The sequence below is a fragment of the Pantoea cypripedii genome, from assembly GCF_011395035.1.
In the GTDB taxonomy this organism is placed as follows: domain Bacteria; phylum Pseudomonadota; class Gammaproteobacteria; order Enterobacterales; family Enterobacteriaceae; genus Pantoea; species Pantoea cypripedii_A.
Map to the genome: position 1 here is coordinate 1397345 of NZ_CP024768.1, position 26764 is coordinate 1424108.

Annotated in this window: 17 protein-coding genes and 2 pseudogenes; 15 read left to right on the top strand and 4 right to left on the bottom strand. The window is 53.0% G+C overall.

Annotated features, from left to right (window positions below; translation table 11 throughout):
• The first annotated feature begins 452 nt into the window (after positions 1 to 452).
• The 7 genes and pseudogenes from lrp to CUN67_RS06515 all read left to right on the top strand — a co-directional run bounded on the left by lrp (position 453) and on the right by CUN67_RS06515 (position 9428).
• The gene (lrp, locus tag CUN67_RS06490; RefSeq protein WP_006118610.1) at positions 453 to 947 is read left to right on the top strand and encodes a leucine-responsive transcriptional regulator Lrp; all 495 of its coding nucleotides are present in this window, start codon (positions 453 to 455) and stop codon (positions 945 to 947) included.
• A 230-nt stretch (positions 948 to 1177) separates the two neighbouring features.
• A pseudogene (locus CUN67_RS30755) lies at positions 1178 to 1579 on the top strand (DNA translocase FtsK 4TM domain-containing protein); the annotation flags it as partial.
• Positions 1580 to 2278: 699 nt separating this feature from the next.
• Positions 2279 to 4432, top strand: a pseudogene (locus CUN67_RS30760) (DNA translocase FtsK); the annotation flags it as partial.
• 175 nt (positions 4433 to 4607) lie between these two features.
• On the top strand, positions 4608 to 5219 hold the full coding sequence (gene lolA / locus CUN67_RS06500) for an outer membrane lipoprotein chaperone LolA (protein WP_208714502.1): 612 nt from the start codon (positions 4608 to 4610) through the stop codon (positions 5217 to 5219).
• Between the two features lie 7 nt (positions 5220 to 5226).
• Positions 5227 to 6576: a replication-associated recombination protein A gene (locus CUN67_RS06505; RefSeq protein WP_084873695.1), complete on the top strand. Its 1350-nt coding sequence runs from the start codon at positions 5227 to 5229 to the stop codon at positions 6574 to 6576.
• A gap of 93 nt (positions 6577 to 6669) precedes the next feature.
• Positions 6670 to 7962 (top strand): serine--tRNA ligase, encoded by a 1293-nt coding sequence (serS, locus tag CUN67_RS06510; protein WP_208714503.1) that lies wholly within the window; start codon positions 6670 to 6672, stop codon positions 7960 to 7962.
• 314 nt (positions 7963 to 8276) lie between these two features.
• Positions 8277 to 9428, top strand: a complete 1152-nt coding sequence (locus CUN67_RS06515; RefSeq protein ID WP_208714504.1) for an MFS transporter — start codon at positions 8277 to 8279, stop codon at positions 9426 to 9428.
• A 47-nt stretch (positions 9429 to 9475) separates the two neighbouring features.
• On the opposite strand, the gene pflA is transcribed toward CUN67_RS06515, so the two are convergent.
• From pflA to ycaO, 4 genes are all read right to left on the bottom strand, one after another.
• Positions 9476 to 10216: a pyruvate formate lyase 1-activating protein gene (pflA, locus tag CUN67_RS06520; RefSeq protein ID WP_208714505.1), complete on the bottom strand. Its 741-nt coding sequence runs from the start codon at positions 10214 to 10216 to the stop codon at positions 9476 to 9478.
• Between the two features lie 154 nt (positions 10217 to 10370).
• Positions 10371 to 12656, bottom strand: a complete 2286-nt coding sequence (gene pflB / locus CUN67_RS06525; RefSeq protein ID WP_208714506.1) for a formate C-acetyltransferase — start codon at positions 12654 to 12656, stop codon at positions 10371 to 10373.
• Between the two features lie 73 nt (positions 12657 to 12729).
• A complete protein-coding gene (focA, locus tag CUN67_RS06530) occupies positions 12730 to 13590 on the bottom strand; it encodes a formate transporter FocA (protein ID WP_208714507.1) in 861 nt (286 codons plus the stop codon).
• Positions 13591 to 13943: 353 nt separating this feature from the next.
• A complete protein-coding gene (ycaO, locus tag CUN67_RS06535) occupies positions 13944 to 15707 on the bottom strand; it encodes a 30S ribosomal protein S12 methylthiotransferase accessory factor YcaO (RefSeq protein ID WP_208714508.1) in 1764 nt (587 codons plus the stop codon).
• Positions 15708 to 16002: 295 nt separating this feature from the next.
• Between ycaO and serC the strand changes: the two genes are divergently transcribed.
• The 8 genes from serC (at position 16003) to lpxK (ending at position 26750) form a co-directional block, all read left to right on the top strand.
• A complete protein-coding gene (gene serC / locus CUN67_RS06540) occupies positions 16003 to 17088 on the top strand; it encodes a 3-phosphoserine/phosphohydroxythreonine transaminase (protein ID WP_208714509.1) in 1086 nt (361 codons plus the stop codon).
• A gap of 83 nt (positions 17089 to 17171) precedes the next feature.
• Positions 17172 to 18458 (top strand): 3-phosphoshikimate 1-carboxyvinyltransferase, encoded by a 1287-nt coding sequence (aroA, locus tag CUN67_RS06545; RefSeq protein WP_208714510.1) that lies wholly within the window; start codon positions 17172 to 17174, stop codon positions 18456 to 18458.
• 200 nt (positions 18459 to 18658) lie between these two features.
• The gene (gene cmk / locus CUN67_RS06550; RefSeq protein ID WP_208714511.1) at positions 18659 to 19339 is read left to right on the top strand and encodes a (d)CMP kinase; all 681 of its coding nucleotides are present in this window, start codon (positions 18659 to 18661) and stop codon (positions 19337 to 19339) included.
• A 123-nt stretch (positions 19340 to 19462) separates the two neighbouring features.
• Positions 19463 to 21136: a 30S ribosomal protein S1 gene (gene rpsA / locus CUN67_RS06555; protein ID WP_208714512.1), complete on the top strand. Its 1674-nt coding sequence runs from the start codon at positions 19463 to 19465 to the stop codon at positions 21134 to 21136.
• Positions 21137 to 21222: 86 nt separating this feature from the next.
• Entirely contained in the window at positions 21223 to 21507 is a 285-nt protein-coding gene (ihfB, locus tag CUN67_RS06560) for an integration host factor subunit beta (RefSeq protein ID WP_003849360.1), read from the top strand.
• A gap of 203 nt (positions 21508 to 21710) precedes the next feature.
• Positions 21711 to 23969: a DNA internalization-related competence protein ComEC/Rec2 gene (locus tag CUN67_RS06565; RefSeq protein WP_208714513.1), complete on the top strand. Its 2259-nt coding sequence runs from the start codon at positions 21711 to 21713 to the stop codon at positions 23967 to 23969.
• 34 nt (positions 23970 to 24003) lie between these two features.
• Entirely contained in the window at positions 24004 to 25752 is a 1749-nt protein-coding gene (msbA, locus tag CUN67_RS06570; protein WP_208717086.1) for a lipid A ABC transporter ATP-binding protein/permease MsbA, read from the top strand.
• Positions 25749 to 26750: a tetraacyldisaccharide 4'-kinase gene (gene lpxK / locus CUN67_RS06575; RefSeq protein WP_208714514.1), complete on the top strand. Its 1002-nt coding sequence runs from the start codon at positions 25749 to 25751 to the stop codon at positions 26748 to 26750. The genes msbA and lpxK overlap by 4 nt, the downstream gene beginning before the upstream one ends.
• Positions 26751 to 26764: the final 14 nt, after the last annotated feature.

The following is a 26764-nucleotide window of genomic DNA, read 5'->3' on the forward strand; positions in this document are numbered from 1 at the left end:
GAGCAATTTTGTTAACAATCGCTGCAAGCGGCGTAGACGATGAGTGGCGATTCTGCACGTCGATTGCGCCAAAAGGGGGCAATGCTCGGTAATTTGTGGTGCAGCTGTATAAAAAATCTCATTAGAAAACAGGAACCCAGCACTCTGTATGGCATCTTGTACTGAATTTGGATGTTTTACTTTGACAATCGCCTGCGCATTTGCGAAAACATTATCAGAAGCAGAGAAGATTTAGCGATTCGAAACAGAATTTCATGCCTGTTTTGGTTTGTTTCGCCAAATAAACTCAGCCTGACATTGGTAATGACGCATGATGTGGACAGACAACATGCGTCATACGGATGGTCGCATCACTGCACAGGCTTATGGTCTTCACTTCGAGTAAGGCCCTGAACAATGAACGTTTTCAGGGTGTGGCAGGTTAAGGGAAGGAATTAAGAGAGACAATAATAATGGTAGACAATAAGAAGCGCCCCGGAAAAGATCTGGACCGAATCGACCGCAACATCCTGAACGAATTGCAAAAGGATGGTCGTATTTCCAATGTTGAGCTTTCGAAACGTGTTGGTTTATCGCCGACGCCGTGTCTTGAGCGTGTTCGTCGCCTGGAACGACAGGGTTTCATTCTTGGTTACACCGCACAGCTCAACCCGCATTATCTTGATGCTTCACTGCTGGTGTTTGTTGAGATTACTCTGAATCGTGGCGCGCCCGATGTGTTTGAGCAATTTAACGCCGCTGTGCAAAAACTTGAGGAAACTCAAGAGTGTCACCTCGTTTCCGGTGACTTTGACTATCTGCTGAAAACCCGTGTGCCGGATATGTCAGCTTATCGCAAACTGCTGGGTGAAACCTTGCTGCGCCTGCCGGGCGTGAATGACACCCGCACCTATGTGGTAATGGAAGAGGTCAAACAGAGCAATCGTCTGGTGATCAAAACTCGTTAACGCAGGGCAGGTGCAAAACTTGCAGGATTTCGGTACACTCCTGTGAATTCATACAGGACCAGCGTCGGGCGAGCCCGGCGCTGTTGCCTTCTTAATTTACAGGCACCTGGAGAGTTCTCTTGAGCCAGGAATATACAGAAGATAAAGACGTTTCATTACAACCGCTGAGCAGCGGACGTCGGCTGCTTGAAGCGTTGCTCATCCTTGTGGCCCTGTTTGCCATCTATTTGATGGTTTCCCTGGTCAGCTTTAACCCTTCCGATCCCAGCTGGTCGCAGACGGCCTGGCACGAGCCTATCCATAACCTGGGTGGCAGCGTAGGTGCATGGCTTGCCGACACCCTGCTGTTTATCTTCGGTGTGATGGCCTATGCCATTCCTCCGGTGATCATTGGCTTATGCTGGATTACCTTCCGCCAGCGCGATCGCCATGACTACATCGACTACTTTGCGGTCGGGCTGCGTCTGATTGGCGTGCTGGCACTGGTGGTTACCACCTGCGGCCTGGCGGCGCTGAATGCTGACGATATCTGGTATTTCACTTCCGGCGGTGTCATCGGCAGCTTGATCAGTAACGCGATGTCACCCTGGTTCAGCTCGGCAGGCGGCACTTTAACGCTGCTGTGTGTCTGGGCCGCTGGCATTACGCTTTATACCGGTTGGTCCTGGCTGACGATTGCCGAAAGAATTGGTGGCGTGGTGATGGGGGTGCTGACCTTTGCCAGTAATCGCTCCCGTCATGATGAACCCTGGCAGGAAGAAGATGAGTACGAGGACGAAGACGAGCATCAGCAGGCAGAAGATGCTGTTCCGCCGCTGCGTGCGGCTGCGTCTGAAGACGATGATGTCCTGTTGGCTAAGCCCCGTAAGGTGAATGAAGCGCCACTGGCCGATGTGCAGGATGATCCGCTGCTGGCGAAAGCCAGTGCCGCGACAGCTGCTGCCATTGCGGTGAGCAGTGAAGCTGCCCATCAGGAACCCCAGGTTACGCCAGCGGCTCCGCTCCAGCCAGCAGCAACGGCGGTGTCCCAGCCTGCGCTCCAGCCAGCCGTATTGACTCAGCCCACAGCGGCAGCGCCGGTCGAAGCACCTCAGCCGCCGCTGTATCGATTTGAAGTCCCCGCTGAGGCACCCGCATTCTCCCCGGTGGATGACGATGATGGGCCGAAGATGGGCAACTGGCAGGATGCTGCTCAGGCCCCTTCAGCGCTGAATACCACCGCCAGCGTTGCCCTGGCCGCCGGAGCGGCAAAAGTCGCATCATCCAGCGCGCCTTACATGCCAGCGTTCGATGTGGTGCCGGAGCGTGATTACAATCCACAGGTTAAACAAGGCATTGGCCCGGAACTGCCGCGTCCGAATCCGGTGAAACTGCCGACACGACGTGAACTGGCATCCTATGGCATCAAACTGCCGTCGCAGCGGATGGCGGAAGAAAAAGCCAGAGAGCCAGAGCAACCTGCGCCGTCGTCTGCGCTGGATCAGCTCGCTGCTGATGATGCAGAGGCTTTACAGCAAGCGCAGCTGCGTGATGCTTTCCAGTCTCAGCAAGAACAACGCTATGGCGAAAGCTGGCACACGGAAGCCGAAGCTGAAGACGAAGAAGCGTTGCAACAGGCACAGCTGGCACGTCAGTTTGCTGAGCAGCAGCAACAGCGTTACGGGGAAGAAAAATCCGCCGAGCCTGATGATGGCCCGGTATTTAACCTCGATACTTCATCAGCGTTTGACTTCTCACCAATGAAAGATCTGGTGGATGACGGCCCAGGTGAACCGCTGTTCACTATTGCACCGACGCCGGAACCTGACGTTCCGGCTCCCGCTCAATGGCAGCAGCCGGTTGCGCCGCAGCCTCAGGTGGAAACGTCCTTTGATGAGGAAAGCAGCCCGTGGTCGTCCGCCGAGCCTGAACCCGCTGTGGCAGAGAAACCGGCGAAACCGGTGCAGGATAGCCTGTTCCATCCGTTCCTGGTGCGCCATGAGCAGCCGCTGGAGCGTCCTTCTACGCCGTTACCGACCCTCGATCTGCTGACGCCGCCACCCGCGGAAGAGGAGCCAGTAGATATGTTTGCGCTGGAGCAGACGGCGCGTCTGGTGGAAGCCCGCCTGGCGGATTATCGCGTCAAAGCGGAAGTGGTAGGGATCTCTCCAGGTCCGGTCATCACTCGTTTTGAACTGGATCTGGCTCCGGGCGTAAAAGCGGCGCGTATCTCCAACCTGTCGCGCGACCTGGCCCGTTCGCTTTCCGCCGTGGCTGTACGTGTGGTGGAAGTGATTCCTGGCAAGCCTTATGTCGGTCTGGAACTGCCGAATAAACATCGCCAGACGGTTTATCTGCGTGAGGTGCTGGATTGCGCCAAATTCCGCGACAATCCGTCACCGCTGGCCGTGGTGCTGGGCAAAGACATTGCCGGTCAACCGGTGGTGGCCGACCTCGCTAAAATGCCTCATTTGCTGGTAGCGGGTACCACGGGTTCAGGTAAATCCGTCGGCGTTAACGCCATGATCATCAGCATGCTGTATAAAGCCACGCCGGAAGAAGTGCGCTTTATCATGATCGACCCGAAAATGCTGGAGCTTTCGGTGTATGAAGGCATTCCGCATCTGCTGACCGAAGTGGTCACCGACATGAAAGATGCTGCCAATGCGCTGCGCTGGAGTGTGGGTGAGATGGAACGTCGTTATAAGCTAATGTCGGCGCTTGGCGTGCGTAACCTTGCCGGTTACAACGAAAAAGTTGAGCAGGCCGAAGCGATGGGACGTCCGATTCCCGACCCGTTCTGGAAACCGGGCGACAGCATGGATATCACGCCACCGGTACTGGAAAAACTGCCTTATATCGTGGTGATGGTCGATGAATTTGCTGACCTGATGATGGCGGTTGGCAAGAAAGTGGAAGAACTGATTGCCCGTCTGGCGCAGAAAGCGCGTGCGGCAGGTATCCACCTGGTGCTGGCGACTCAGCGTCCTTCGGTGGATGTGATTACCGGTTTAATCAAAGCTAACATCCCGACACGTATCGCCTTTACCGTATCGAGTAAAATTGACTCGCGTACCATCCTCGACCAGGGTGGCGCGGAATCGCTGTTGGGTATGGGTGACATGCTTTATATGCCGCCTAACTCATCGCTGCCGATGCGTGTACACGGCGCGTTTGTGCGCGATCAGGAAGTGCATGCCGTGGTGCAGGACTGGAAAGCGCGTGGACGACCGCAGTATATCGATAGCATTACCGCGGGCGAAGAGAGTGAAGGTGGTGCTGCCGGGCTGGATGGCGACGAGGAGCTGGATCCGCTGTTCGATCAGGCGGTGGCTTTTGTGGTAGAGAAACGTCGTGCCTCGATCTCGGGTGTGCAGCGTCAGTTCCGTATCGGTTATAACCGTGCTGCGCGCATTATCGAGCAGATGGAAGCGCAGGGCATTGTGTCCGAACCTGGACATAACGGTAACCGTGAGGTGCTGTCTCCGCCGCCGCATGAGATGTAACCCGATGTAGTACCAGCGTTAATCCCGGGCCAGTATTTACTGGCCCATTGTTTATCTGGCAGTCGATCCCCATATCAACGGGAGTTTTCGGCTTTTTCTCCTGTCGAACAGACAGTGCGGCAACTACGTTTTATGCAGTAAGTGTCGGGAAACCATGAATAAGGAATCGAATCAGATGAAATTACACGTTATTGCCTGTGGTCTGCTGGCCTCTTCTCTTTCTGCTTCCGTACTGGCGGATGCGTCCAGTGATTTACAGCAGCGTCTGAATAAAGTGAGCAGCTTCCATGCCAGTTTTAGCCAGAAAGTCACCGATGGTAGCGGTGCGAATGTGCAGGATGGGGAAGGTGAGCTGTGGGTTAAGCGTCCCAGCCTGTTTAACTGGCACATGACGGCCCCGGATGAGAGCGTGATCATTTCTGATGGTAAAACGCTGTGGTTCTACAATCCGTTTGTGGAGCAGGTCAGCGCCAGCTGGCTGAAAAATGCCACCAGCAACACGCCGTTTATGCTGATTGCCCGCAACCAGCCGAGTGACTGGAAGCAATACAACATTCAGCAGCAGGGCGATAATTTTTCGCTGACGCCAAAAAGCAGTGACGGTAATCTCAAGCAATTCACCATTACGGTGACGCCGTCAGGCACCATTAATCAGTTCAGCGCCATTGAGCAGGATGGTCAGCGCAGCAGCTATCAGCTGAAAAGCCAGACCAATGGTGCCATCAGCCCGGACAAATTCACCTTTACGCCGCCGAAAGGGGTAACGGTAGACGATCAACGTCAGTGAGGTCACGGTGAGTAACCTTTCCCTGGATTTCTCCTCCAGCAATGAATTTCAGCCACTGGCCGCGCGTATGCGGCCGGTGACGTTGCAGCAATACATCGGTCAGCAACATTTACTGGCACCCGGTAAACCGCTGCCGCGTGCGATCGAAGCGGGCCATCTGCATTCGATGATTCTGTGGGGGCCGCCAGGTACAGGGAAAACCACACTGGCAGAGATTATCGGCCACTACGGCAAAGCCGATGTTGAACGTATCTCTGCGGTGACCTCTGGAGTGAAAGAGATTCGTGAAGCGATTGAGCGCGCCCGACAAAATCGTCAGGTCGGTCGTCGCACTATCCTGTTCGTGGATGAGGTGCATCGTTTCAACAAAAGCCAGCAGGATGCGTTTTTACCGCATATCGAAGATGGCACCATCACCTTTATTGGTGCCACCACAGAAAACCCCTCGTTTGAACTGAACTCGGCGCTGCTGTCGCGTGCGCGTGTCTATCTGCTGAAATCGTTAACCACGGCGGATATTGAACAGGTTCTGCAGCAGGCAATGCAGGACAAGGAGCGTGGCTATGGCAACAGCGACATTTTGCTGCCGGACAACACCCGACGCATGATTGCCGAGCTGGTGAATGGTGATGCACGTCGGGCGCTGAACACGCTGGAAATGATGTCCGATATGGCGGAGATCAATGCTCAGGGCCAACGCGAACTGACGCCACAGCTACTTAATGAGGTTTCGGGTGAACGGGCTGCGCGCTTTGATAATAAAGGCGACCGTTTTTATGATCTGATTTCTGCCTTGCATAAGTCGGTACGCGGTTCCGCGCCGGATGCGGCATTATATTGGTATGCGCGGATAATCACCGCCGGTGGCGATCCCCTGTATGTGGCGCGCCGTCTGCTGGCGATCGCCTCAGAGGATGTCGGTAATGCCGATCCTCGTGGGATGCAGGTGGCGATTGCTGCCTGGGATTGTTTTACCCGCGTAGGGCCAGCCGAAGGCGAGCGGGCCATCGCCCAGGCCATTGTTTATCTGGCGAGTGCGCCCAAAAGTAATGCTGTCTATACCGCCTTCAAAGCGGCAATGCATGATGCGCGTGAGTTCCCTGATTACGATGTTCCTGAGCATCTGCGCAACGCACCCACGAAGCTGATGAAAGAGATGGGGCTGGGTAAAGAGTATCGTTACGCCCATGACGAACCCAATGCGTTCGCCGCAGGCGAAGTTTACTTCCCACCGGAAATGGCACAAACACGCTACTATCATCCCACCAACCGCGGGCTTGAAGGGAAAATTGGCGAAAAACTCGCCTGGCTGGCTGAACAGGATCAAAATAGCCCGATAAAACGCTACCGCTCCTAAAGACGTTACGGTAAGGTGAGCAAGGAATTCAATGCATTCCAGAGGGATGCATCCCTTCATTCGTTCAATCAACCTTAATTACACAGGATAAGCATGCTCGATCCCAATCTGCTGCGTAACGAGCCAGACGCAGTCGCAGAAAAACTGGCACGCCGGGGATTTAAACTGGATTTGGAAACGCTGCGCTCCCAGGAAGAGCGTCGTAAAGTCTTGCAGGTCGAAACTGAAAATCTGCAGGCTGAGCGTAACTCCCGATCCAAATCCATCGGTCAGGCCAAAGCACGTGGGGAAGACATCGAGCCGCTGCGTCTGGAAGTGAACGCGCTGGGCGAACGCCTGGATGCCGCTAAAGCAGAACTGGATGCCCTGCAGAACGAAATTCGTGATTTTGCGCTGGCATTACCCAACCTGCCAGCTGACGAAGTCCCACTGGGTAAAGATGACACCGAAAATCTGGAAGTTGCGCGCTGGGGTGAACCACGCCAGTTTGATTTCCAGGTGAAAGATCACGTGGAACTGGGTGAGCAGGCGAAAGGATTAGATTTCGCGTCGGCGGTTAAACTGACCGGTTCACGTTTTGTGGTGATGCAGGGACAAATTGCCCGTTTGCATCGTGCGCTGAGCCAGTTTATGATCGATCTGCACACCGAGCAGCACGGTTACCTGGAGACGTATGTCCCTTACCTGGTAAACCATGACACCTTATATGGTACCGGCCAGCTGCCGAAGTTTGGTGAAGACCTGTTTCACACCAAACCACTGGATGAAGAAGCGGGCAGCAGCAACTACGCGCTGATTCCGACGGCGGAAGTGCCGCTGACGAACCTGGTACGCGATGAAATCGTCGAAGAAGAAAGCCTGCCGTTGAAACTGACCGCGCATACGCCGTGTTTCCGCTCCGAAGCGGGTTCTTATGGCCGCGATACGCGTGGTTTGATTCGTATGCACCAGTTCGACAAAGTGGAGATGGTGCAGATTGTGGCACCGGAAACCTCTATGCAGGCGCTGGAAGAACTGGTCAGCCATGCAGAGAAAGTGCTGCAACTGCTGAATCTGCCGTACCGTAAAGTGCTGCTGTGCACCGGCGATATGGGCTTTGGTTCCACCAAAACCTATGACCTCGAAGTGTGGTTACCGGCACAGAATACTTACCGTGAGATCTCCTCCTGCTCCAATATGTGGGATTTCCAGGCACGTCGTATGCAGGCACGCTGCCGCAGCAAGACAGAGAAGAAACCGCGTCTGGTCCATACCCTGAACGGTTCTGGCCTGGCAGTTGGCCGCACGCTGGTTGCGGTGCTGGAAAACTACCAACAGGCGGATGGTCGCATTGAAGTGCCTGAAGTTCTGCGTCCGTATATGGGCGGCGTTGAATTTATTGGTTAATCTTCTGCTGTTTTTAAAAACCCGGTTATGCCGGGTTTTTTTATTTCTGAAGTACAAAGCGATTTAATCTTTGCCACGGATTAATCAGAAATAAACGTTATCGATAGTATCCCGCCTCTGTTGCCTAAAAATATGCAAATTCATAGAGATAGCCAAACGGTTGAGAATGTTCTTTCGTACTCTAACTAACTGAAGATAAAAAAATTAAATTGTTCAGCAGCAAAATGTGCTGCGGCGTTTTTTTGCACATTGACTTTAAAATAGCGAATGGCAAACTGCGCGCAATTCTCTCCAATTCTTTGGTTTTTATCCCTATGTCAACCTGGTCGCGCCCCGTCCTGCTGCTGCTTTGCGGTTTGCTGCTCCTGACGGTGTCTATTGCTGTGCTTAATACGCTGGTGCCGTTATGGCTGACGCATGATCAACTGCCGACCTGGCAGGTGGGGATGGTCAGCTCATCGTATTATACCGGCAACCTGGCCGGTACTTTGCTGGCTGGTTGGTTGATCACGCATTACGGTTTTAACCGTTGTTACTATCTGGCTACCGTGCTGTTTGCCGTTGCGACGGTGGGGATGGTACTGCTGGATGGTTTCTACAGCTGGACTCTGCTGCGTTTTGTCGCCGGTGTTGGTTGTGCGCTGATGTGGGTAGTGGTGGAAAGCGCCTTGCTGTGCAGCGGCACGGTGCGCAATCGTGGCCAGCTGCTGGCTGCATATATGATTATTTATTATCTCGGCACCGTGGCCGGACAATTGCTGGTCAGCCGGGTATCAACCGAACTGTTGCATGTTATTCCGTGGGTTACCGCGCTGGTGTTGTGTGCCGTGCTGCCGGTGGTGTTTGTACGCGTGAATGCCGGAGCAGCCAGTGAAGACGCTTCACCGGGTCGCATCTGGCCAATGCTGCGTCGCCGGAGTTCCCGCCTTGGTATTAACGGCTGCATTATTTCCGGTATCGTGCTGGGTTCCCTGTATGGCTTGATGCCGCTGTATCTTGCCCATCAGGGCATGAGCGATGCGACCGTAGGCTACTGGATGGCTCTGCTGGTGAGCTCTGGCATTGTGGGTCAGTGGCCGGTTGGCCGCCTGGCCGATCGTTTTGGTCGCTTGCTGGTGCTGCGTGTTCAGGTGTTTGTGGTGATTCTGGGCGCGATTGCCATGCTCAGCGATGCCGCCATGGCTCCGGCGTTGTTTGTACTGGGTCTGGCTGGGTTTACGCTGTATCCGGTGGCAATGTCATGGGCGTGTGAGACTGTCCCGCATCATGAACTGGTGGCGATGAACCAGGCGCTGTTGTTCAGCTACACCATTGGCAGCCTGGTGGGGCCAGGTATGACGGCGATGCTGATGCAAAGCTACTCTGACCGTCTGCTGTTTGTGATGATTGCTGTGGTGGCGCTGGTTTATCTGGTGATGCTGCTGCGCAAGGCCGATCATCATGCCACACCGGTGGCTCACGCCTGACGCAGAACGCTTTACTGTAACGGCGCGATGGATCGCGCCATTACGACTTAATACATCACCTGATGTCCGTAACCAGCAAGAATATTTTTCACCCGCTCCATGGTTTCTTTGGTGGGCGGTTTTACCCCTTCCAGCTTGTACTCTTCACCCATAGCAATCCATTTGTGCTTACCTAATTCGTGGTAAGGCAACAGTTCGATTTTCTCAATGTTGTCCATGTCCTGAGTAAATTCTCCCAGCCGATGGACCGAGTCATCATCATCGGAATAGCCGGGAACCACCACAAATCGAATCCAGGTGCGGATACCTTTCTTCTGCAAATAGCGGGCAAAATCCAGCGTGCGATGGTTGGATACGCCGACCAGAATCTGATGAATATCGTCATTGATTTGCTTGAGGTCGAGCATCACCAGATCGGTCACTTCGAGCAACTCGTCGATGACCGGATCATAGCGGCGCACAAACCCATTGGTATCAAGGCAGGTATTAATTCCCTCGGCATGGCAGGCGCGGAACCAGTCACGCACAAACTCAGCCTGCAGGATGGCCTCACCACCGGATGCTGTGACGCCACCGCCTGAGGCATTCATAAAGTGGCGGTAAGCCACCACATCTTTCATCAGATCCTCAACGGTGACCTCTTTGCCGCCATGGGTATCCCAGGTATCGCGGTTGTGGCAGTAGAGGCAGCGCATCAGGCAGCCCTGAAAAAAGGTAATGAAGCGGATTCCTGGGCCATCAACGGTGCCGCAGGATTCGAAGGAGTGAATACGACCGATGACTGACATTGCGATGAGTTCTCCGGTTAGCCTGAAATCAGGCGGCACAATCTGTGTTGTGCTCTGAGGTTTAAGTCGGTTTTGCCAGAACGCCTGGATAAGCCTGCTGGCAAAACGACCTGGAGAAAAGGCTCCCGCAGGAGCCTTTTATTACCGGGATGAATTACAGAGACTTGGTGAAAGTACGGGTAATCACATCCTGTTGCTGCTCTTTAGTCAGCGAGTTAAAACGTACTGCGTAACCGGAAACGCGGATGGTCAGCTGCGGATATTTTTCCGGGTGATCCATCGCATCCAGCAACATTTCACGGTTCATCACGTTCACGTTCAGGTGCTGACCGCCTTCAATGTTACTGGCTTCATGATGGAAGTAACCATCCATCAGGCCAGCAAGGTTAGCTTTACGCACGTTATCGTCTTTACCCAGCGCATTCGGCACGATAGAGAAGGTATAGGAGATACCATCTTTGGCGTAGGCGAACGGCAGTTTTGCGACGGAAGTCAGTGAAGCCACGGCACCTTTCTGGTCACGTCCGTGCATCGGGTTAGCACCTGGGCCAAACGGTGCACCGGCACGACGACCATCCGGGGTGTTGCCGGTTTTCTTACCATAAACCACGTTAGAGGTAATGGTCAGCACAGACTGAGTCGGCACAGCATTGCGGTAGGTTGCCAGTTTCTGAATTTTTTTCATGAAACGTTCAACCAGGTCACAGGCCAGGTCATCGACGCGGGCATCGTTGTTACCGAATTGCGGATATTCACCCTCAATTTCGAAATCAACAGCCAGGCCGTCCGCATCACGTACCGGTTTCACTTTGGCGTATTTGATGGCAGACAGGGAGTCAGCTGCCACAGACAGACCGGCGATACCACAGGCCATAGTACGGTAAACATCACGGTCATGCAGTGCCATCAGTGAGGCTTCGTAGCTGTATTTGTCGTGCATGTAATGGATGATATTCAGGGCGGTGACATACTGTTTTGCCAGCCAGTCCATGAAGTGGTCCATACGTGCCATGACAGTGTCGAACTCCAGAACGTCATCAGTGATCGGTGCTTCTTTCGGGCCAACCTGCATTTTCAGTTTTTCATCAACGCCGCCGTTGATGGCGTACAACATGGTTTTCGCCAGGTTAGCACGGGCACCGAAGAACTGCATTTGTTTACCAACCACCATCGGGCTAACACAACAGGCGATGGCATAGTCATCGTTGTTGAAGTCAGGACGCATCAGGTCATCGTTTTCATACTGCAGTGATGAGGTATCGATGGAAACTTTGGCCGCGTATTTTTTAAAGTTAATCGGCAGTTTTTCTGACCACAGAATGGTCATGTTAGGTTCCGGTGACGGGCCCATGGTGTACAGGGTATTCAGGAAACGGAAGCTGTTTTTTGTCACCAGGGTACGGCCATCAACGCCCATACCTGCCAGAGACTCAGTCGCCCAGATCGGGTCGCCAGAGAACAGCTCATCGTATTCCGGGGTACGCAGGAAACGCACCATACGCAGTTTCATCACCAGATGGTCAATCAGTTCCTGAGCCGCTTCTTCGGTCAGTTTGCCTGCTTTGATATCACGTTCAATGTACACATCAAGGAAGGTTGACACACGACCAAACGACATGGCCGCACCGTTCTGTGATTTCACCGCAGCCAGGTAGCCAAAGTAGGTCCACTGTACGGCTTCCTGCGCGTTAGTGGCAGGCACAGAGATGTCGCAACCGTATTTCGCTGCCATCTCTTTAATCTGGCCCAGCGCACGGTGCTGCTCAGAAATCTCTTCACGCAGACGGATAGTGGCTTCCAGATTGACGCCGTTTTCCATATCGCTTTGCAGAGAGTTGAACTGTGCAACTTTGTCTTTCATCAGATAGTCGATGCCGTAAAGTGCGACACGACGATAGTCACCAATGATACGACCACGGCCATAGGCATCAGGCAGACCGGTCAGCACACCCGATTTACGGCAGCGCAGGATGTCGGGGGTATAGACATCAAACACGCCCTGGTTATGGGTTTTGCGGTAGTCAGTGAAGATTTTTTTCAGTGACGGATCCAGCTCGCGGCCATAAACCTTACAGGAGCCTTCCACCATTTTGATGCCGCCAAACGGGATAATGGCACGTTTCAGCGGCGCTTCAGTTTGCAGACCAACGATTTTTTCCAGTGACTTGTTGATGTAACCGGCATCGTGCGCAGTGATGGTTGAAGCGAGGTCGGTATCAAAGTCGACAGGTGCGTGAGTGCGGTTTTCGATTTTGATGCCTTCCAGCACGCTATCCCACAGTTTAGTGGTTGCCGGAGTAGCACCTGCGAGGAATGACTCGTCGCCTTCATAAGGGGTGTAATTTTTCTGGATGAAATCGCGTACGTTGACACTGTTCTGCCATTCGCCCGCGCTAAATCCTTCCCAGGCTGCCGCCAATTTTTCATTCAGTTCGGTCATGATATACCTGCCTTTATTTAGGGAAACTTTCACGTTTGGCACGCGGTAACGCGCGCCCGTACTAATTTCTTGCTTAATGCACCGGGTCATCACCACGCAGATAGATAACCCAGTAGGTCAAACCGACTAACAACCCTCCACCAATGATGTTGCCTATGGTTACAGGAATGAGGTTGTCGACAATAAAGTTACCGACACTGAGCGCCGGAAATTGTGATGCACTGGCTCCCGCCATCTGCCAGAACTCAGGGCTGGCGAAATCACGAATGACGATAGCCATCGGAATTAAAAACATGTTAGCGATACTGTGCTCAAAGCCACTGGCAACAAACATGGCGACCGGCAAAATCATCGCGACCATTTTGTCCAGCAGGCTGCGGCCGGAATAACTCATCCACACGGCCAGGCACACCATCAGGTTGGCAAGGGTGCCGAGGCTGACTGCTTCAATAAAGGTATGGTGCATTTTATGATCGGCAGTTTGCAGAACGTTTAAACCCCAGGCACCGTTAGCGACCATATGCTCGCCGGAGAGCCAGATAAGCACGACAAAAAATATCGCACCGAATAAGTTGCCGACATACACATTCAGCCAGTTGCGTGCCAGTTGACCCCAGGTGATGCGACCGCTGGCTTTTGCTACCACAATCAACACGGTTGAGGTGAAGAGGTCAGCCCCACACACCACCACCAACATCAATCCCAGAGAGAAGCAGATACCACCAATCAGTTTTGCCATGCCATAAGGCATAGCACTACTGCCGGTGGTGGCGGTGATATAGAACACAAAAGCGATAGAAATGAATACACCAGCAGTAATGGCAAGGAAGAAGGTGGTTAGGGGGTGTTTTGTTGCTTTGTAGACCCCGGCATCTTCAGCAACCTTTGCCATTGCAGCCGGTAATAATGAATTAAACGGGTTGTCAGTTTTCACACTAACGCTCTCCAGGAATTATCTGGGATTAATACTAACAAAGGAGTATAGGTCAGGAATTGATGTGGATCATATTTGCCTGGAGACCAGGCAGTTTGAAGTGATTTTTAACGAGGAAAATTAAGATAACTTGTTGAATTTATTTAATTAAATATTTTTTAAAATATACAACTATTGTTGAATGGTGCGTCTGGAATGATACGAAATTGTTATCGCTGAGCCGCTGAAGGGATGCGGGGTTGTGACTCAGTCATGGCCTGAAATTAACAGAGGCAGGCGGTCAAAAAAAAGACACTGATTTCACTCAGTGTCTTTTTCTCCGCTAGCCGGTGTTTATTGCAAAATAATGATATTTATTTTGCTGACCAGTAACGACGTTTGGCAGCCTGCAATTTTTCATAAGCAGCAAGCAGCGATTGATGCGCCGGGAAGGCTTTCAAATCCAGATCTACCGCCTGCAGGCCATAGAAAGGCGCTTCACCGCTGATGGCAGCAGAAGCGGCATCCACCGCTGCTTCGCCATACATACGAATGAAGGCACGATGATATTGCACAGGATCGCGTTCATCTTCCATCGCCAGCAGCAGCAGGGTTTGCAGGCAACGGTAGTAGTTAGCACGCTCCGCGCTGAAGATGGATTGGTTGAATTCCATCGTCCATTCCGTCCAGATCAGCGCCTGATCCAGGTCACCACCGGCCAGTGCCAGCATGGCTTTCAGTTCACCAATACGCAGCGTAAACCAGCCGTTATCTTTGCCGGTCGCCAGGCCCAGCAGCTCACGCACACGGGTAAAGTCATCGTGGCCTTCTTCATCCAGCTGGGAAATCAGCTCCAGATAGGCTTCAGGTTCCCATTGGCTTTCCGGCAGTGCCAGCAGCGTTTCACGCAGCGGAGCGCCCATGCTGTTGTTGGCCAGCAGCAGGTCTTCCGCCGGATAGATATCTGACATACCTGGTACAATGATGCGGCAGGCATAGATGCTAAGATGTTCGTAGTCCGCGATGTACACTTCTTTATCTTCAGCGCGGAAAATCGCCATCAGAGTGTCAAACTCTTCCTGCGTGCTGCCTGCAAAGCTCCAGTCAACAAACGGGTAATCCGCATCGTCTTTGAACATATCCCAGGAGATCAGGCCACTTGAATCGATAAAGTGAGTTTCCAGGTTGGCATGTTCCGCCACTTCTTCGTCATCAAAGGTCGGCGGAGTAAAGACGTCGAGATCCTTCAGGCTGCGGCCCTGCAACAGTTCGGTAACGGTACGCTCCAGCGCGACACCAAAATCAGGATGTGCACCAAAAGAAGCGAAACAGGTGCCATTTTCCGGATTGAAAAGCACGACACAAATAACCGGATAGTTGCCGCCGAGTGACGCATCATAGGCAAAGATCGGGAAGCCTTCCGCTTCGAGGCGCGCGATAGCCTCGACCACGCCAGGATAGCGCTGCATCACCGCCTCGGGAATTTCCGGCAGGCTGATGGATTCAGCAATGATGCGGTTTTTGATATGGCGTTCGAAAACTTCGGACAAACCCTGCACGCGGGCTTCGTTAGCGGTATTTCCCGCTGACATGCCGTTCGAAACATACAGGTTGCCGATGATATTCATCGGGATATAGACCGTTTGCTGATCTGACTGACGGGTAAATGGCAGGCCACAAATCCCCCGTTCCGCATTACCGGATTGCAGATCGATCAGTTCGCTGGCGCCCAGGCTATCGTCAGGATCATAGAATTTGCGCAGACGGGCGTCGAGAATGCCTTCTGGCAGGCTATCGTCATCTGTCAGCGCGAACCACTTCTCATTGGGGTAGTGAACAAAATCGCCATTCGCGATGGATTCACCCAGCCAGAAGTCAGCAAAAAAGTAGTTGGTTGAGAGGCGCTCGAAGTATTCGCCCAGCGCGGAAGCCAGCGCTGCCTTTTTACTGGCACCTTTACCGTTGGTAAAGCACAGTGGGCAGTCACGATCGCGAATATGTACTGACCATACATGCGGAACCGGGTTCAGCCACGAAGCTTCTTCAATGTTGAATCCTAAATCCTGCAATTTGTGCTGGAAGCGTGAAATGGAGTCTTCCAGTGCGGCGTCTTTACCTGGAATAAAAGTTTGCGTCATGATGGCGCTCTCTAAGTCAATGAGGTGGGCGTAAAGCGCGCAATAGTACGGGTTTTGTGCGGCCAGCGCTATACCCGTCATAGTACAGACTACCGGTGCGCGGGTTATCATCCGATTTTTACTTCGCCGGGAAACCTCACAATATTCCATTGCCGATTGCATTTATGACATAAGCTGTGGCCGGGCTGGCTCTGGAAATGTGATCCCGGATGGATTAGTGATTGCAGCCATCCGGAGGCAATGATAAAACCGATAAGGTATTCATAACCGTTCGATATGACAGTGGTGAGGGGAAATGACGCAGGTTTACAATTTTAGCTCCGGTCCAGCGATGCTGCCGGTTGAAGTGCTCCGTCGTGCAGAACAAGAACTGACAAACTGGCACGGGTTAGGCACCTCGGTGATGGAAATCAGTCACCGTAGTAAAGAGTTTATTCAGGTAGCGGAAGAGGCTGAGAAGGACTTTCGCGATCTGCTGAAAATCCCCGCCAACTACAAAGTTTTATTCTGTCATGGCGGTGCGCGTGCGCAGTTTGCGGCCATCCCCGGCAACCTGCTTGGTGCAGCGAAAAGCGCAGATTACATCGATGGTGGTTACTGGGCGCACAGCGCGATTAAAGAGGCTGAGAAATTCTGCTCGCCGAATACCATCGATGTTAAAACGACCCGAGACGGTAAACGTGCGATTCTGCCGATGCGTGAATGGCAGTTAAGCGATGATGCGGCATATGTCCACTTCTGCCCGAACGAGACCATTGACGGTATCGCGATTGATGAGCAGCCGGACTTTGGTGACAAAGTTGTTGTGGCTGACTACTCGTCAACCATCCTGTCGCGTCCGATTGATGTCAGCCGTTATGGCGTGATTTATGCGGGCGCGCAGAAAAATATCGGCCCGGCAGGCCTGACTCTGGTTATCGTGCGTGAGGATTTACTGGGTAAAGCCCACAGCTATGTCCCTTCCATCCTGGATTACAAGGTGCTGGCAGAAAACGATTCCATGTTTAACACCCCACCGACCTTCGCGTGGTATCTCTCCGGCCTGGTGTTCAAATGGCTGAAAGAGAAGGGCGGCGTTGCGGAAATGGACAAGCTGAACCAGGCCAAAGCGGACCTGCTGTACGGCGTGATCGATAACAGCAACTTCTACCGTAACGAGGTTGCCGCTGAAAACCGTTCACGTATGAACGTCCCTTTCCAGCTGGCGGATGCGGCGCTGGACAAAGTGTTTCTTGAAGAGTCACTGAAAGCTGGCCTGCACGCGCTGAAAGGCCACCGCGTGGTTGGCGGTATGCGTGCCTCCATCTACAATGCGATGCCGCTGGAAGGTGTTAAAGTTCTGACCGACTTTATGGTCGATTTTGAACGTCGCCACGGCTGATAGTTTATTAGTACCAGTCTGACTGGTTTCAGACCCCGTTTTTTTCGAACGGGGTTTCGTCTTTTCTGGAGATTTGGTTTCACATGCAGGACTCCCTGACTTTACAACCGATTGCCCGCGTTGATGGCACGGTAAACTTACCGGGTTCAAAAAGCGTTTCTAACCGCGCACTGCTGCTGGCTGCGCTGGCTAAAGGCACCACGCGCCTTACCAACCTGCTGGATAGCGACGATGTGAAGCATATGCTCAACGCGCTGAAAGCGCTGGGTGTGAGCTACACGCTGTCTGCGGATCGCACGGTCTGCACCGTTACCGGCAATGCTGGTCCTTTGCATGCAGATCAACCGCTGGAACTGTTTCTGGGCAATGCGGGCACGGCCATGCGTCCACTGGCGGCTGCATTGTGCCTGGGCCAGCAATCTATTGTGCTGACCGGTGAACCGCGCATGAAGGAACGTCCGATTGGACACCTGGTTGATGCGCTGCGTCAGGGCGGTGCAAAAATTGATTATCTGGAGCAGACCGATTATCCACCTTTACGTCTTAATGGTGGTTTCAATGGCGGTGAAGTCAGTGTCGATGGCAGTGTTTCCAGCCAGTTCCTGACGGCGTTATTGATGACCGCACCGCTGGCACAGCAAGACACCACGATTACCATCAAAGGCGATCTGGTATCGAAGCCGTATATCGACATCACCTTACATCTGATGCGTTGTTTTGGTGTTGAGGTCGATAACCAGAATTACCAGCGTTTCGTCGTCAAAGGTCAGCAGCAGTATCAGTCACCGGGTGATTACCTGGTGGAAGGCGATGCATCATCCGCGTCTTATTTCCTGGCGGCGGCAGCGATTAAAGGTGGCACTGTTCGCGTCACCGGTATTGGCCGTAATAGCGTGCAGGGCGATATTCGTTTTGCTGATGTGCTGGAGAAAATGGGTGCGGTGGTTGAGTGGGGTGATGATTACATCGCCTGCACGCGTGGCGTATTAAATGCCATTGATATGGATATGAACCATATCCCTGATGCCGCCATGACTATCGCCACCACGGCATTGTTTGCGCAGGGCACCACCCTGATGCGCAACATCTATAACTGGCGAGTGAAAGAGACGGATCGTCTGGCAGCGATGGCGACTGAATTGCGTAAAGTCGGCGCTGAAGTTGAAGAAGGTCATGATTTTATTCGTATCACGCCGCCGTCTCAGTTGCAGCACGCGGACATCGGGACCTACAACGATCACCGTATGGCGATGTGTTTCTCGCTGGTGGCGCTGTCGGACACGCCAGTGACTATCCTGGATCCGGGATGTACGGCGAAAACCTTCCCCGATTATTTTCAGCAGCTGGCGAAAATCAGTCACCAGGCCTGATGTGTAACAACCCGGTACACTCCGTACCGGGAAACTCTGTTTTCCACTGGTCCGGTTGCCGCAAATTCCTCCGATTCTGTCCAAATTTATAACACTGTCTGCGCTAAGGGGTAACGAACCTGGCGCGGGCAGCGTATAATGCCGCGCAATCCAGACAGCCGTGCAGGCTGAAAATACGCATCCAGCAACAGGAGAAGACAATGACGGCAATCGCCTCGGTTATTACCATCGATGGGCCAAGCGGTGCAGGGAAGGGGACCTTGTGCAAAGCGATGGCAGAGTCGTTGCAGTGGCACTTGCTGGATTCTGGCGCTATTTACCGCGTACTGGCATTGGCGGCACTCCACCACCAGGTGGATATCGAGTCCGAAGAAGCGCTGGTACCGATGGCAGCGCATCTCGATGTGCGCTTTCTCTCCGTTGAAGGTGAGATGCAGGTGATCCTTGAAGGGGAAGATGTCACCGGCGAAATCCGCACTCAGGAAGTAAGCAACACCGCATCGCGTGTGGCTGCTTTTCCGCGTGTTCGTGAGGCCCTGTTGCGTCGCCAGCGGGCGTTCCGTGAGGAACCGGGATTAATTGCTGATGGTCGCGATATGGGAACGGTCGTCTTCCCGGATGCACCAGTAAAAATCTTTCTTGATGCCAGTTCCGAAGAGCGTGCTCACCGCCGTATGCTACAGTTGCAGGAGAAGGGCTTTAGTGTTAACTTTGATCGCCTTTTAGCCGAGATAAAAGAACGCGACGACCGCGATCGTAACCGCGCCATCGCGCCTTTAGTGCCTGCAAATGATGCTCTGGTGCTGGATTCAACCAGTATGTCCATCGAGCAAGTGATTGAAAAGGCACTTGATTATGCCCGACAGAAGCTGGGCATTTAATATTTTCGGCAACCGAATTGTTATAACCCTGTACCACGGATCCGGTGCCGGGCATGTGAAACAACCCCATCCGACAATGACGTCAGGTGGACGTTAAATTGAAGAATCCTGAAGATTATCAATATGACTGAATCTTTTGCTCAACTCTTTGAAGAGTCCCTGAAAGAAATCGAAACCCGTCCGGGTTCCATCGTTCGTGGCGTCGTTGTTTCTATCGACAAAGACGTAGTTCTGGTTGATGCGGGTCTGAAATCTGAGTCTGCAATCCCTGCAGAACAGTTCAAGAACGCAGCTGGCGAACTGGAAATCCAGGTGGGCGACGAAGTTGACGTTGCTCTGGACGCAGTAGAAGACGGCTTCGGTGAAACCCTGCTGTCCCGTGAAAAAGCTAAACGTCATGAAGCTTGGATCACGCTGGAAAAAGCTTACGAAGACGCTGAAACTGTTACCGGTGTTATCAACGGCAAAGTTAAAGGTGGCTTCACTGTTGAGCTGAATGGTATTCGTGCGTTCCTGCCAGGTTCACTGGTAGACGTGCGTCCGGTTCGCGACACCCTGCACCTGGAAGGCAAAGAGCTTGAATTCAAAGTAATCAAGCTTGATCAGAAACGTAATAACGTCGTGGTTTCTCGCCGCGCAGTTATCGAGTCTGAAAACAGCGCTGAACGTGATCAGCTGCTGGAAAACCTGCAGGAAGGCATGGAAGTCAAAGGTATCGTTAAGAACCTCACTGACTACGGCGCATTCGTGGACCTGGGCGGCGTTGACGGCCTGCTGCACATCACTGACATGGCCTGGAAACGCGTTAAGCATCCGAGCGAAATCGTCAACGTGGGCGACGAAATCACTGTTAAAGTGCTGAAGTTCGACCGCGAGCGTACCCGTGTATCTCTGGGCCTGAAACAGCTGGGCGAAGATCCGTGGGTAGCTATCGCTAAGCGCTATCCGGAAGGCACCAAGCTGACCGGTCGTGTAACCAACCTGACTGATTACGGCTGCTTCGTAGAAATCGAAGAAGGTGTTGAGGGTCTGGTACACGTATCTGAAATGGACTGGACCAACAAAAACATCCACCCGTCTAAAGTTGTTAACGTGGGCGACGTGGTTGAAGTTATGGTTCTGGACATCGACGAAGAGCGTCGTCGTATCTCCCTGGGTCTGAAGCAGTGCAAATCTAACCCATGGCAGCAGTTCGCTGAGACCCACAACAAGGGTGACCGCGTTGAAGGTAAAATCAAGTCAATCACTGACTTCGGTATCTTCATCGGCCTGGACGGCGGCATCGACGGTCTGGTTCACCTGTCTGACATCTCCTGGAACGCGACTGGCGAAGAAGCCGTTCGTGAGTACAAAAAAGGCGACGAAATCGCTGCCGTTGTACTGCAGGTTGATGCAGAGCGTGAGCGCATCTCTTTGGGCGTGAAACAGTTGGCTGAAGATCCGTTCAACAACTACATCACCCTGAACAAGAAAGGCGCTATCGTGACTGGTAAAGTCACTGCAGTTGACGCGAAAGGTGCTACAGTAGAATTAGCTGATGGCGTAGAAGGTTACCTGCGCGCTTCTGAAGCTTCACTGGACCGTATCGAAGACGCAACTCTGGTTCTGAGTGTTGGTGACGACGTTGAAGCTAAATTCACTGGCGTTGACCGTAAGAACCGCGTTGTAAGTCTGTCTGTGCGTGCGAAAGACCAGGCTGATGAGAAAGAAGCTATCAACACTGTTAACACCAAACAGGAAGAAGGCAACTTCTCTAACGCTATGGCTGAAGCGTTCAAAGCGGCTAAAGGCGAGTAATCGACCCGAGGCACCGGGTGGCGTAAGCTGCCCGGTTTCGGTAAAAGCTGTCATACCTTTCCAAACAGGGATTAACCGGAGGTTACATGACCAAGTCAGAACTGATTGAAAGACTTGCTGGCCAGCATACTCATATTCCGGCGAAAGTCGTTGAGGATGCGGTCAAAGAGATGCTCGAGCATATGGCCACAACGTTGGCACAAGGCGAGCGCATTGAAATCCGGGGATTCGGCAGCTTTTCTTTGCACTACCGCGCACCGCGCACCGGACGTAACCCGAAAACGGGTGACAAAGTGGATCTGGAAGGTAAATACGTTCCCCACTTCAAGCCGGGTAAAGAATTGCGTGACCGTGCGAACATTTACGGTTAAGCCGTTACCGAACATTGAAAACGACACCTTCTGGTGTCGTTTTTTTTTGCCTGATGGTCACCCCACGAGCGCGCTCCAGAAAAGATGTAATACCGCTGCAAAAGCGACGATTTACCGGAAGCTACCGCAGAAATCATCCATTCAGTGCAAAAGAATAACCGCCAACTCTGGCACACTGTTTTCTCCTTTCATGGAGAAGAAAGATGCCAACCACATGGACCGTGCTGGCAGGATTAATGATCCTTGCTGTGTTGCCTTTAGGTTTTCTGTCACAGTTGCCAGGTAATGGCACCCTGGCGATGATTGCCGCCGCCGCACTGCTGCTAAGGTTGCAGCCGCTCACTTCATTGCGCGTTCTCGCACCTGCTTTGCTACTGATGCTGTGGGCTTTGTCCGAAGCCCGGCAGATAACAGCCAGTATTGAGCTTTTGGCAAAGGCTCCGGTGAACGCGATTGTGCGGGTTAGCGATGTGCGTGAAGACAATAAGCAACTGAAGATCCAACTGCTGCAAATTGATGGGCGCTATCAGTTTCCTCCCTTATTCGCCACGCTTAACGACAATGGCGAAGGAGAGCCATTCTGCGCCGGACAACGCTGGCAGATGCAGCTTCGGTTACGTCCTGTTCATGCCCGGCTCAATGAGGGCGAGTTTGATTTACAACGTTTTGCGTTAGCACAACACACCCCTTTGCAGGGAACCATCATTAACCGCCAGGCGATAAATAAGGCATGTAGCTGGCGTGCGCGTCTGATTCATTATCACCTTCCCGCGTTCACTCAGATGGCATCACCAGCGATTGTTCAGGCGCTGGCATTTGGCATGCGTGATGCGATGACACAAGAACAGCGGCGATTGTTACGCGAGACGGGAACTGCGCACCTGATGGCCATTTCAGGTATGCATATCGCACTGGCGGCCAGTGTCGGTTGGTTACTTGCAAGAATATTGCAGGGGGTATTTCCCGCCAGGCACATTAATTATCTGTTTCCTCTGATAGCGAGTTGGTTTACAGCGGCAATTTACTGTTGGGTTTCTGGCGGCCATCCACCTGCGCAACGGGCGATGCTGGCTCTGACACTTTGGATGTTGATACGAATTGCAGGCTGGCAGTTAACTGGCTGGCAGGTATGGACATTATGCGTTGGGCTGTTGCTCTTTGTAGATCCTCTTACCGTCTTATCAGAAAGTTTTTGGCTTTCAGCCCTGGCGGTGGCGATATTGCTCATCTGGTATCAATGGTTTGCGTTGCCGGAGCGTTTTCGTACCCGACGCCGCTGGATATTATTACAACTGTTGCATCTGCAGTTGGGCATGATGCTGCTGATGGCACCACTGCAAATCTTTCTGTTTCAGGGCATCAGTATCAGCGCATTGCTGGCAAATCTGCTGGCGGTGCCCGTCATCTCTTTTATCTCCGTGCCGCTAATATTACTGGCGATGCTGGTACCTGTTGCATCCTTGTCTGGTGGCTTATGGTGGCTGGCTGACCAGTCGGTTCATAAGGTGATGCAGGGGCTGGCGTGGCTTCCTCCCGGCTGGCTGGCATATGGTGATGCCTTACCCGCACTGGGGCTACTGTGGGGCGGGATCTTTGCCTGGCGCAGCGGGATTCTTTATCGCGCCCCTGTACAGTGTTGCAGCATCGCGGTTGCTCTATTGATCTGGCGTAGCAATACACCGCGTGATGAGTGGCAAATTGACATGATCGATGTGGGTCATGGGTTGGCAGTGGTTATCACCCAGGGAGATGAAGCGGTGCTGTATGACACCGGGCCACGCTGGAACCAGGGAGATGCCGGTAATCGCGTCATACTGCCCTGGCTGCAGCACAAAAACAGAACGCTCCGCGCGGTGATGTTGAGCCACAAACATTTGGATCATCGTGGCGGTCTTGGCTCTATCGTTGCAGCTATACCAGACATACCGGTACGCAGCGCGCTGCCGGAGCCTCAGCATCTGCCCTGCTATCAGGGCGAGGAGTGGCACTGGGGTCGGCTACGCTTTAGCGTATTATGGCCACCCCGGGGAGCGACACAGGGGGAAAATAATGACTCCTGCGTCATACGTGTTGATGATGGCAAAGTCAGCCTGTTGTTAACCGGCGATATTGAGCTGGAAGCGGAAAGAAAATTGGTTACGCAGCAAAAAAAGGTGCTGGCCTCGACAATCCTGCAGGTGCCCCATCATGGCAGCCGGACCTCCTCCAGTGCATTGCTGTTACGCAATGTTGCCGGTAAGGTGGCGATCGCCTCGGTAGCGCGCTATAACGCCTGGCGTATGCCAGCAAAAACGGTCGTCGATGCTTATCGGCAAAATGGGTATCACTGGTATGACACTGCGCAATCAGGGCAAATTAACATCGCGATTAATGCAGGCCATTGGCAGATTAAGGGGTTAAGAGAGCAAATAATGCCCCGCTGGTATCATCAGTGGTTTGGCGTCAAACGTGAATCCAGGTAGAATGAGCGGCTATTTCAAACAGCGTGAATAAATGATGCATCAAGACAAAGATCTCTCAACGTGGCAGACATTTCGCCGACTCTGGCCGATGATTGCGCCCCACAAAGCTGGCTTATTCGTGTCTGCTGTGGCGCTGATACTCAATGCGGCAGGCGATACGTTAATGCTCTCCCTGTTGAAACCTTTACTGGATGATGGTTTCGGTAAAGCTGACAAATCCGTACTGTTGTGGATGCCGCTGGCTGTTATTGGCTTAATGCTCGTTCGTGGCGTGACCAGCTATATTTCAAGTTATTGTATTTCATGGGTTTCTGGCAATGTGGTGATGAATATGCGCCGCCGCCTGTTTAGCCATATGATGGGGATGCCGGTTGCCTTCTTCGACCAGCAATCTACCGGTACGCTGTTGTCCCGTATTACCTATGATTCTGAGCAGGTCGCTTCCTCATCATCCAGTGCGTTGGTCACGGTGGTGCGTGAAGGGGCGTCAATCATTGGCCTGTTCATTATGATGTTCTACTACAGCTGGCAGCTGTCTTTGATCCTCATTCTGCTGGCACCGATTGTGTCATTCGCGATTCGTAACGTCTCAAAACGCTTCCGTAATATCAGCAAAACCATGCAGAACACCATGGGGCAGGTGACCACCAGTGCAGAACAGATGCTCAAAGGGCATAAGGAAGTCCTGATTTTTGGTGGCCAGGAAGTGGAGTCGGAGCGTTTCGCACGTGTCAGCAATAAGATGCGTCAGCAGGGTATGAAGCTGGTGTCTGCTTCGTCTATTTCTGACCCGGTTATTCAGCTGATCGCTTCACTGGCTCTGGCATTCGTGCTGTATGCCGCCAGCTTCCCGAGCGTCATGGCGACATTAACCGCCGGTACCATCACCGTGGTGTTCTCCTCGATGATCGCGCTGATGCGTCCGCTGAAATCCCTGACCAACGTTAACGCGCAGTTTCAGCGCGGTATGGCAGCCTGCCAGACGTTATTCAGCATTCTCGATAGTGAGCAGGAAAGCGATAATGGTAAGCGTGAACTGGCTCGTGCTAAGGGCGATGTCGAGTTTCGCAATGTCACCTTTACCTACCCAGGTCGTGATATTCCCGCTTTACGCGATATTAATCTGTCGCTGCCAGCAGGCAAAACGGTAGCGCTGGTTGGGCGCTCTGGTTCTGGTAAATCCACCATGGCAAGCCTGCTGACCCGTTTTTACGATATCCAGCAAGGTGAAATTCTGCTGGATGGTTACGATTTGCGTGAATACACCCTGAGTACATTACGCAATCAGGTGGCGCTGGTGTCGCAAAACGTGCATTTGTTTAATGACACTATTGCCAACAATATTGCTTACGCGCGCAATGAACAATACAGCCGTGAAGAGATTGAGCGTGCGGCGACGATGGCACATGCCATGGATTTCATTAAGAAAATGGATAACGGTCTCGATACGGTTATCGGCGAAAATGGGGTGCTGCTTTCCGGTGGTCAGCGTCAGCGTATCGCCATTGCCCGTGCCTTGTTGCGTGATTGTCCGATTCTGATCCTCGATGAAGCTACCTCGGCACTGGATACCGAGTCCGAACGCGCTATTCAATCTGCACTGGATGAATTGCAGAAAAACCGCACTTCACTGGTGATTGCGCACCGCCTTTCGACCATCGAAAAAGCCGATGAAATCGTTGTGGTTGAAGATGGCCGTATTGTTGAACGTGGTACGCACGAGGTGCTGCTGGCGTCGAGGGGTGCTTATTTCCAACTTCACAAACTCCAGTTTGGCCAATGATTGAACGTATCTGGAGTGGGCGATCACCGCTATGGCTGCTGCTATGGCCGCTCAGTCTGCTATATGGGGCAATCAGCTGGCTGATTCGCCTCAGTTTTCAGCGCGGTTGGCGTAAAAGCTGGCGCGCGCCTTGTCCGGTGATTGTGGTTGGTAACCTGACGGCAGGGGGTAACGGCAAAACCCCGGTGGTTATCTGGCTGGTGCAGGCGCTGCAACAACGTGGCTTACGCCCTGGCGTGGTCTCCCGTGGCTACGGTGGTAAAGCAGAACGCTATCCGTTGTTAGTGAGTGGAGACACTGCCACCGAGCTGGCGGGCGATGAACCGGTATTGATTGCGCAACGCACTCAGGTCCCGGTCGCGGTAGCCCCGCAGCGGCGTGCTGCCGTTGAGGCTTTACTGGCCCAGCAACCGCTGGATGTGATCATCACCGACGATGGTTTGCAGCACTACGCGTTACAGCGCGATCGTGAAGTGGTGGTGGTTGATGGTGTGCGTCGCTTTGGTAACGGCTGGTGGTTACCGGCTGGGCCGATGCGTGAGCGTGCCTCGCGTCTTGAGCGGGTCGATGCGGTTATCGTCAATGGTGGAGAGGCCTCTGGCCGGGAAATTGCCATGACGCTGCAACCAGGCAGGGTCATTAACCTGGTAACCGGACAAAGCACCACGCTGGATCAATTGCCCCCGGCGGTCGCGATGGCCGGTATCGGACATCCACCGCGCTTCTTCACGACCCTGAAACAACAAGGGCTGCAACCGGTGGCCGAAGTGGCCTTTGCCGATCATCACGCCTATAGCCAGGCGGAACTGAACAGCCTGATCCAGAAGGGGCAATGTCTGTTGATGACGGAAAAAGATGCCGTTAAGTGCCGGGCTTTTGCCGGTGATAACTGGTGGTATTTACCCGTGGATGCACATCTGTCCGGGGCGGCACTGCCCGCGCTGCTCGATGACATCACGCAACTTTGTCTCACTGCGCGCGATTCACAGCCGCGCTAGTTTCTGGAGGGAAA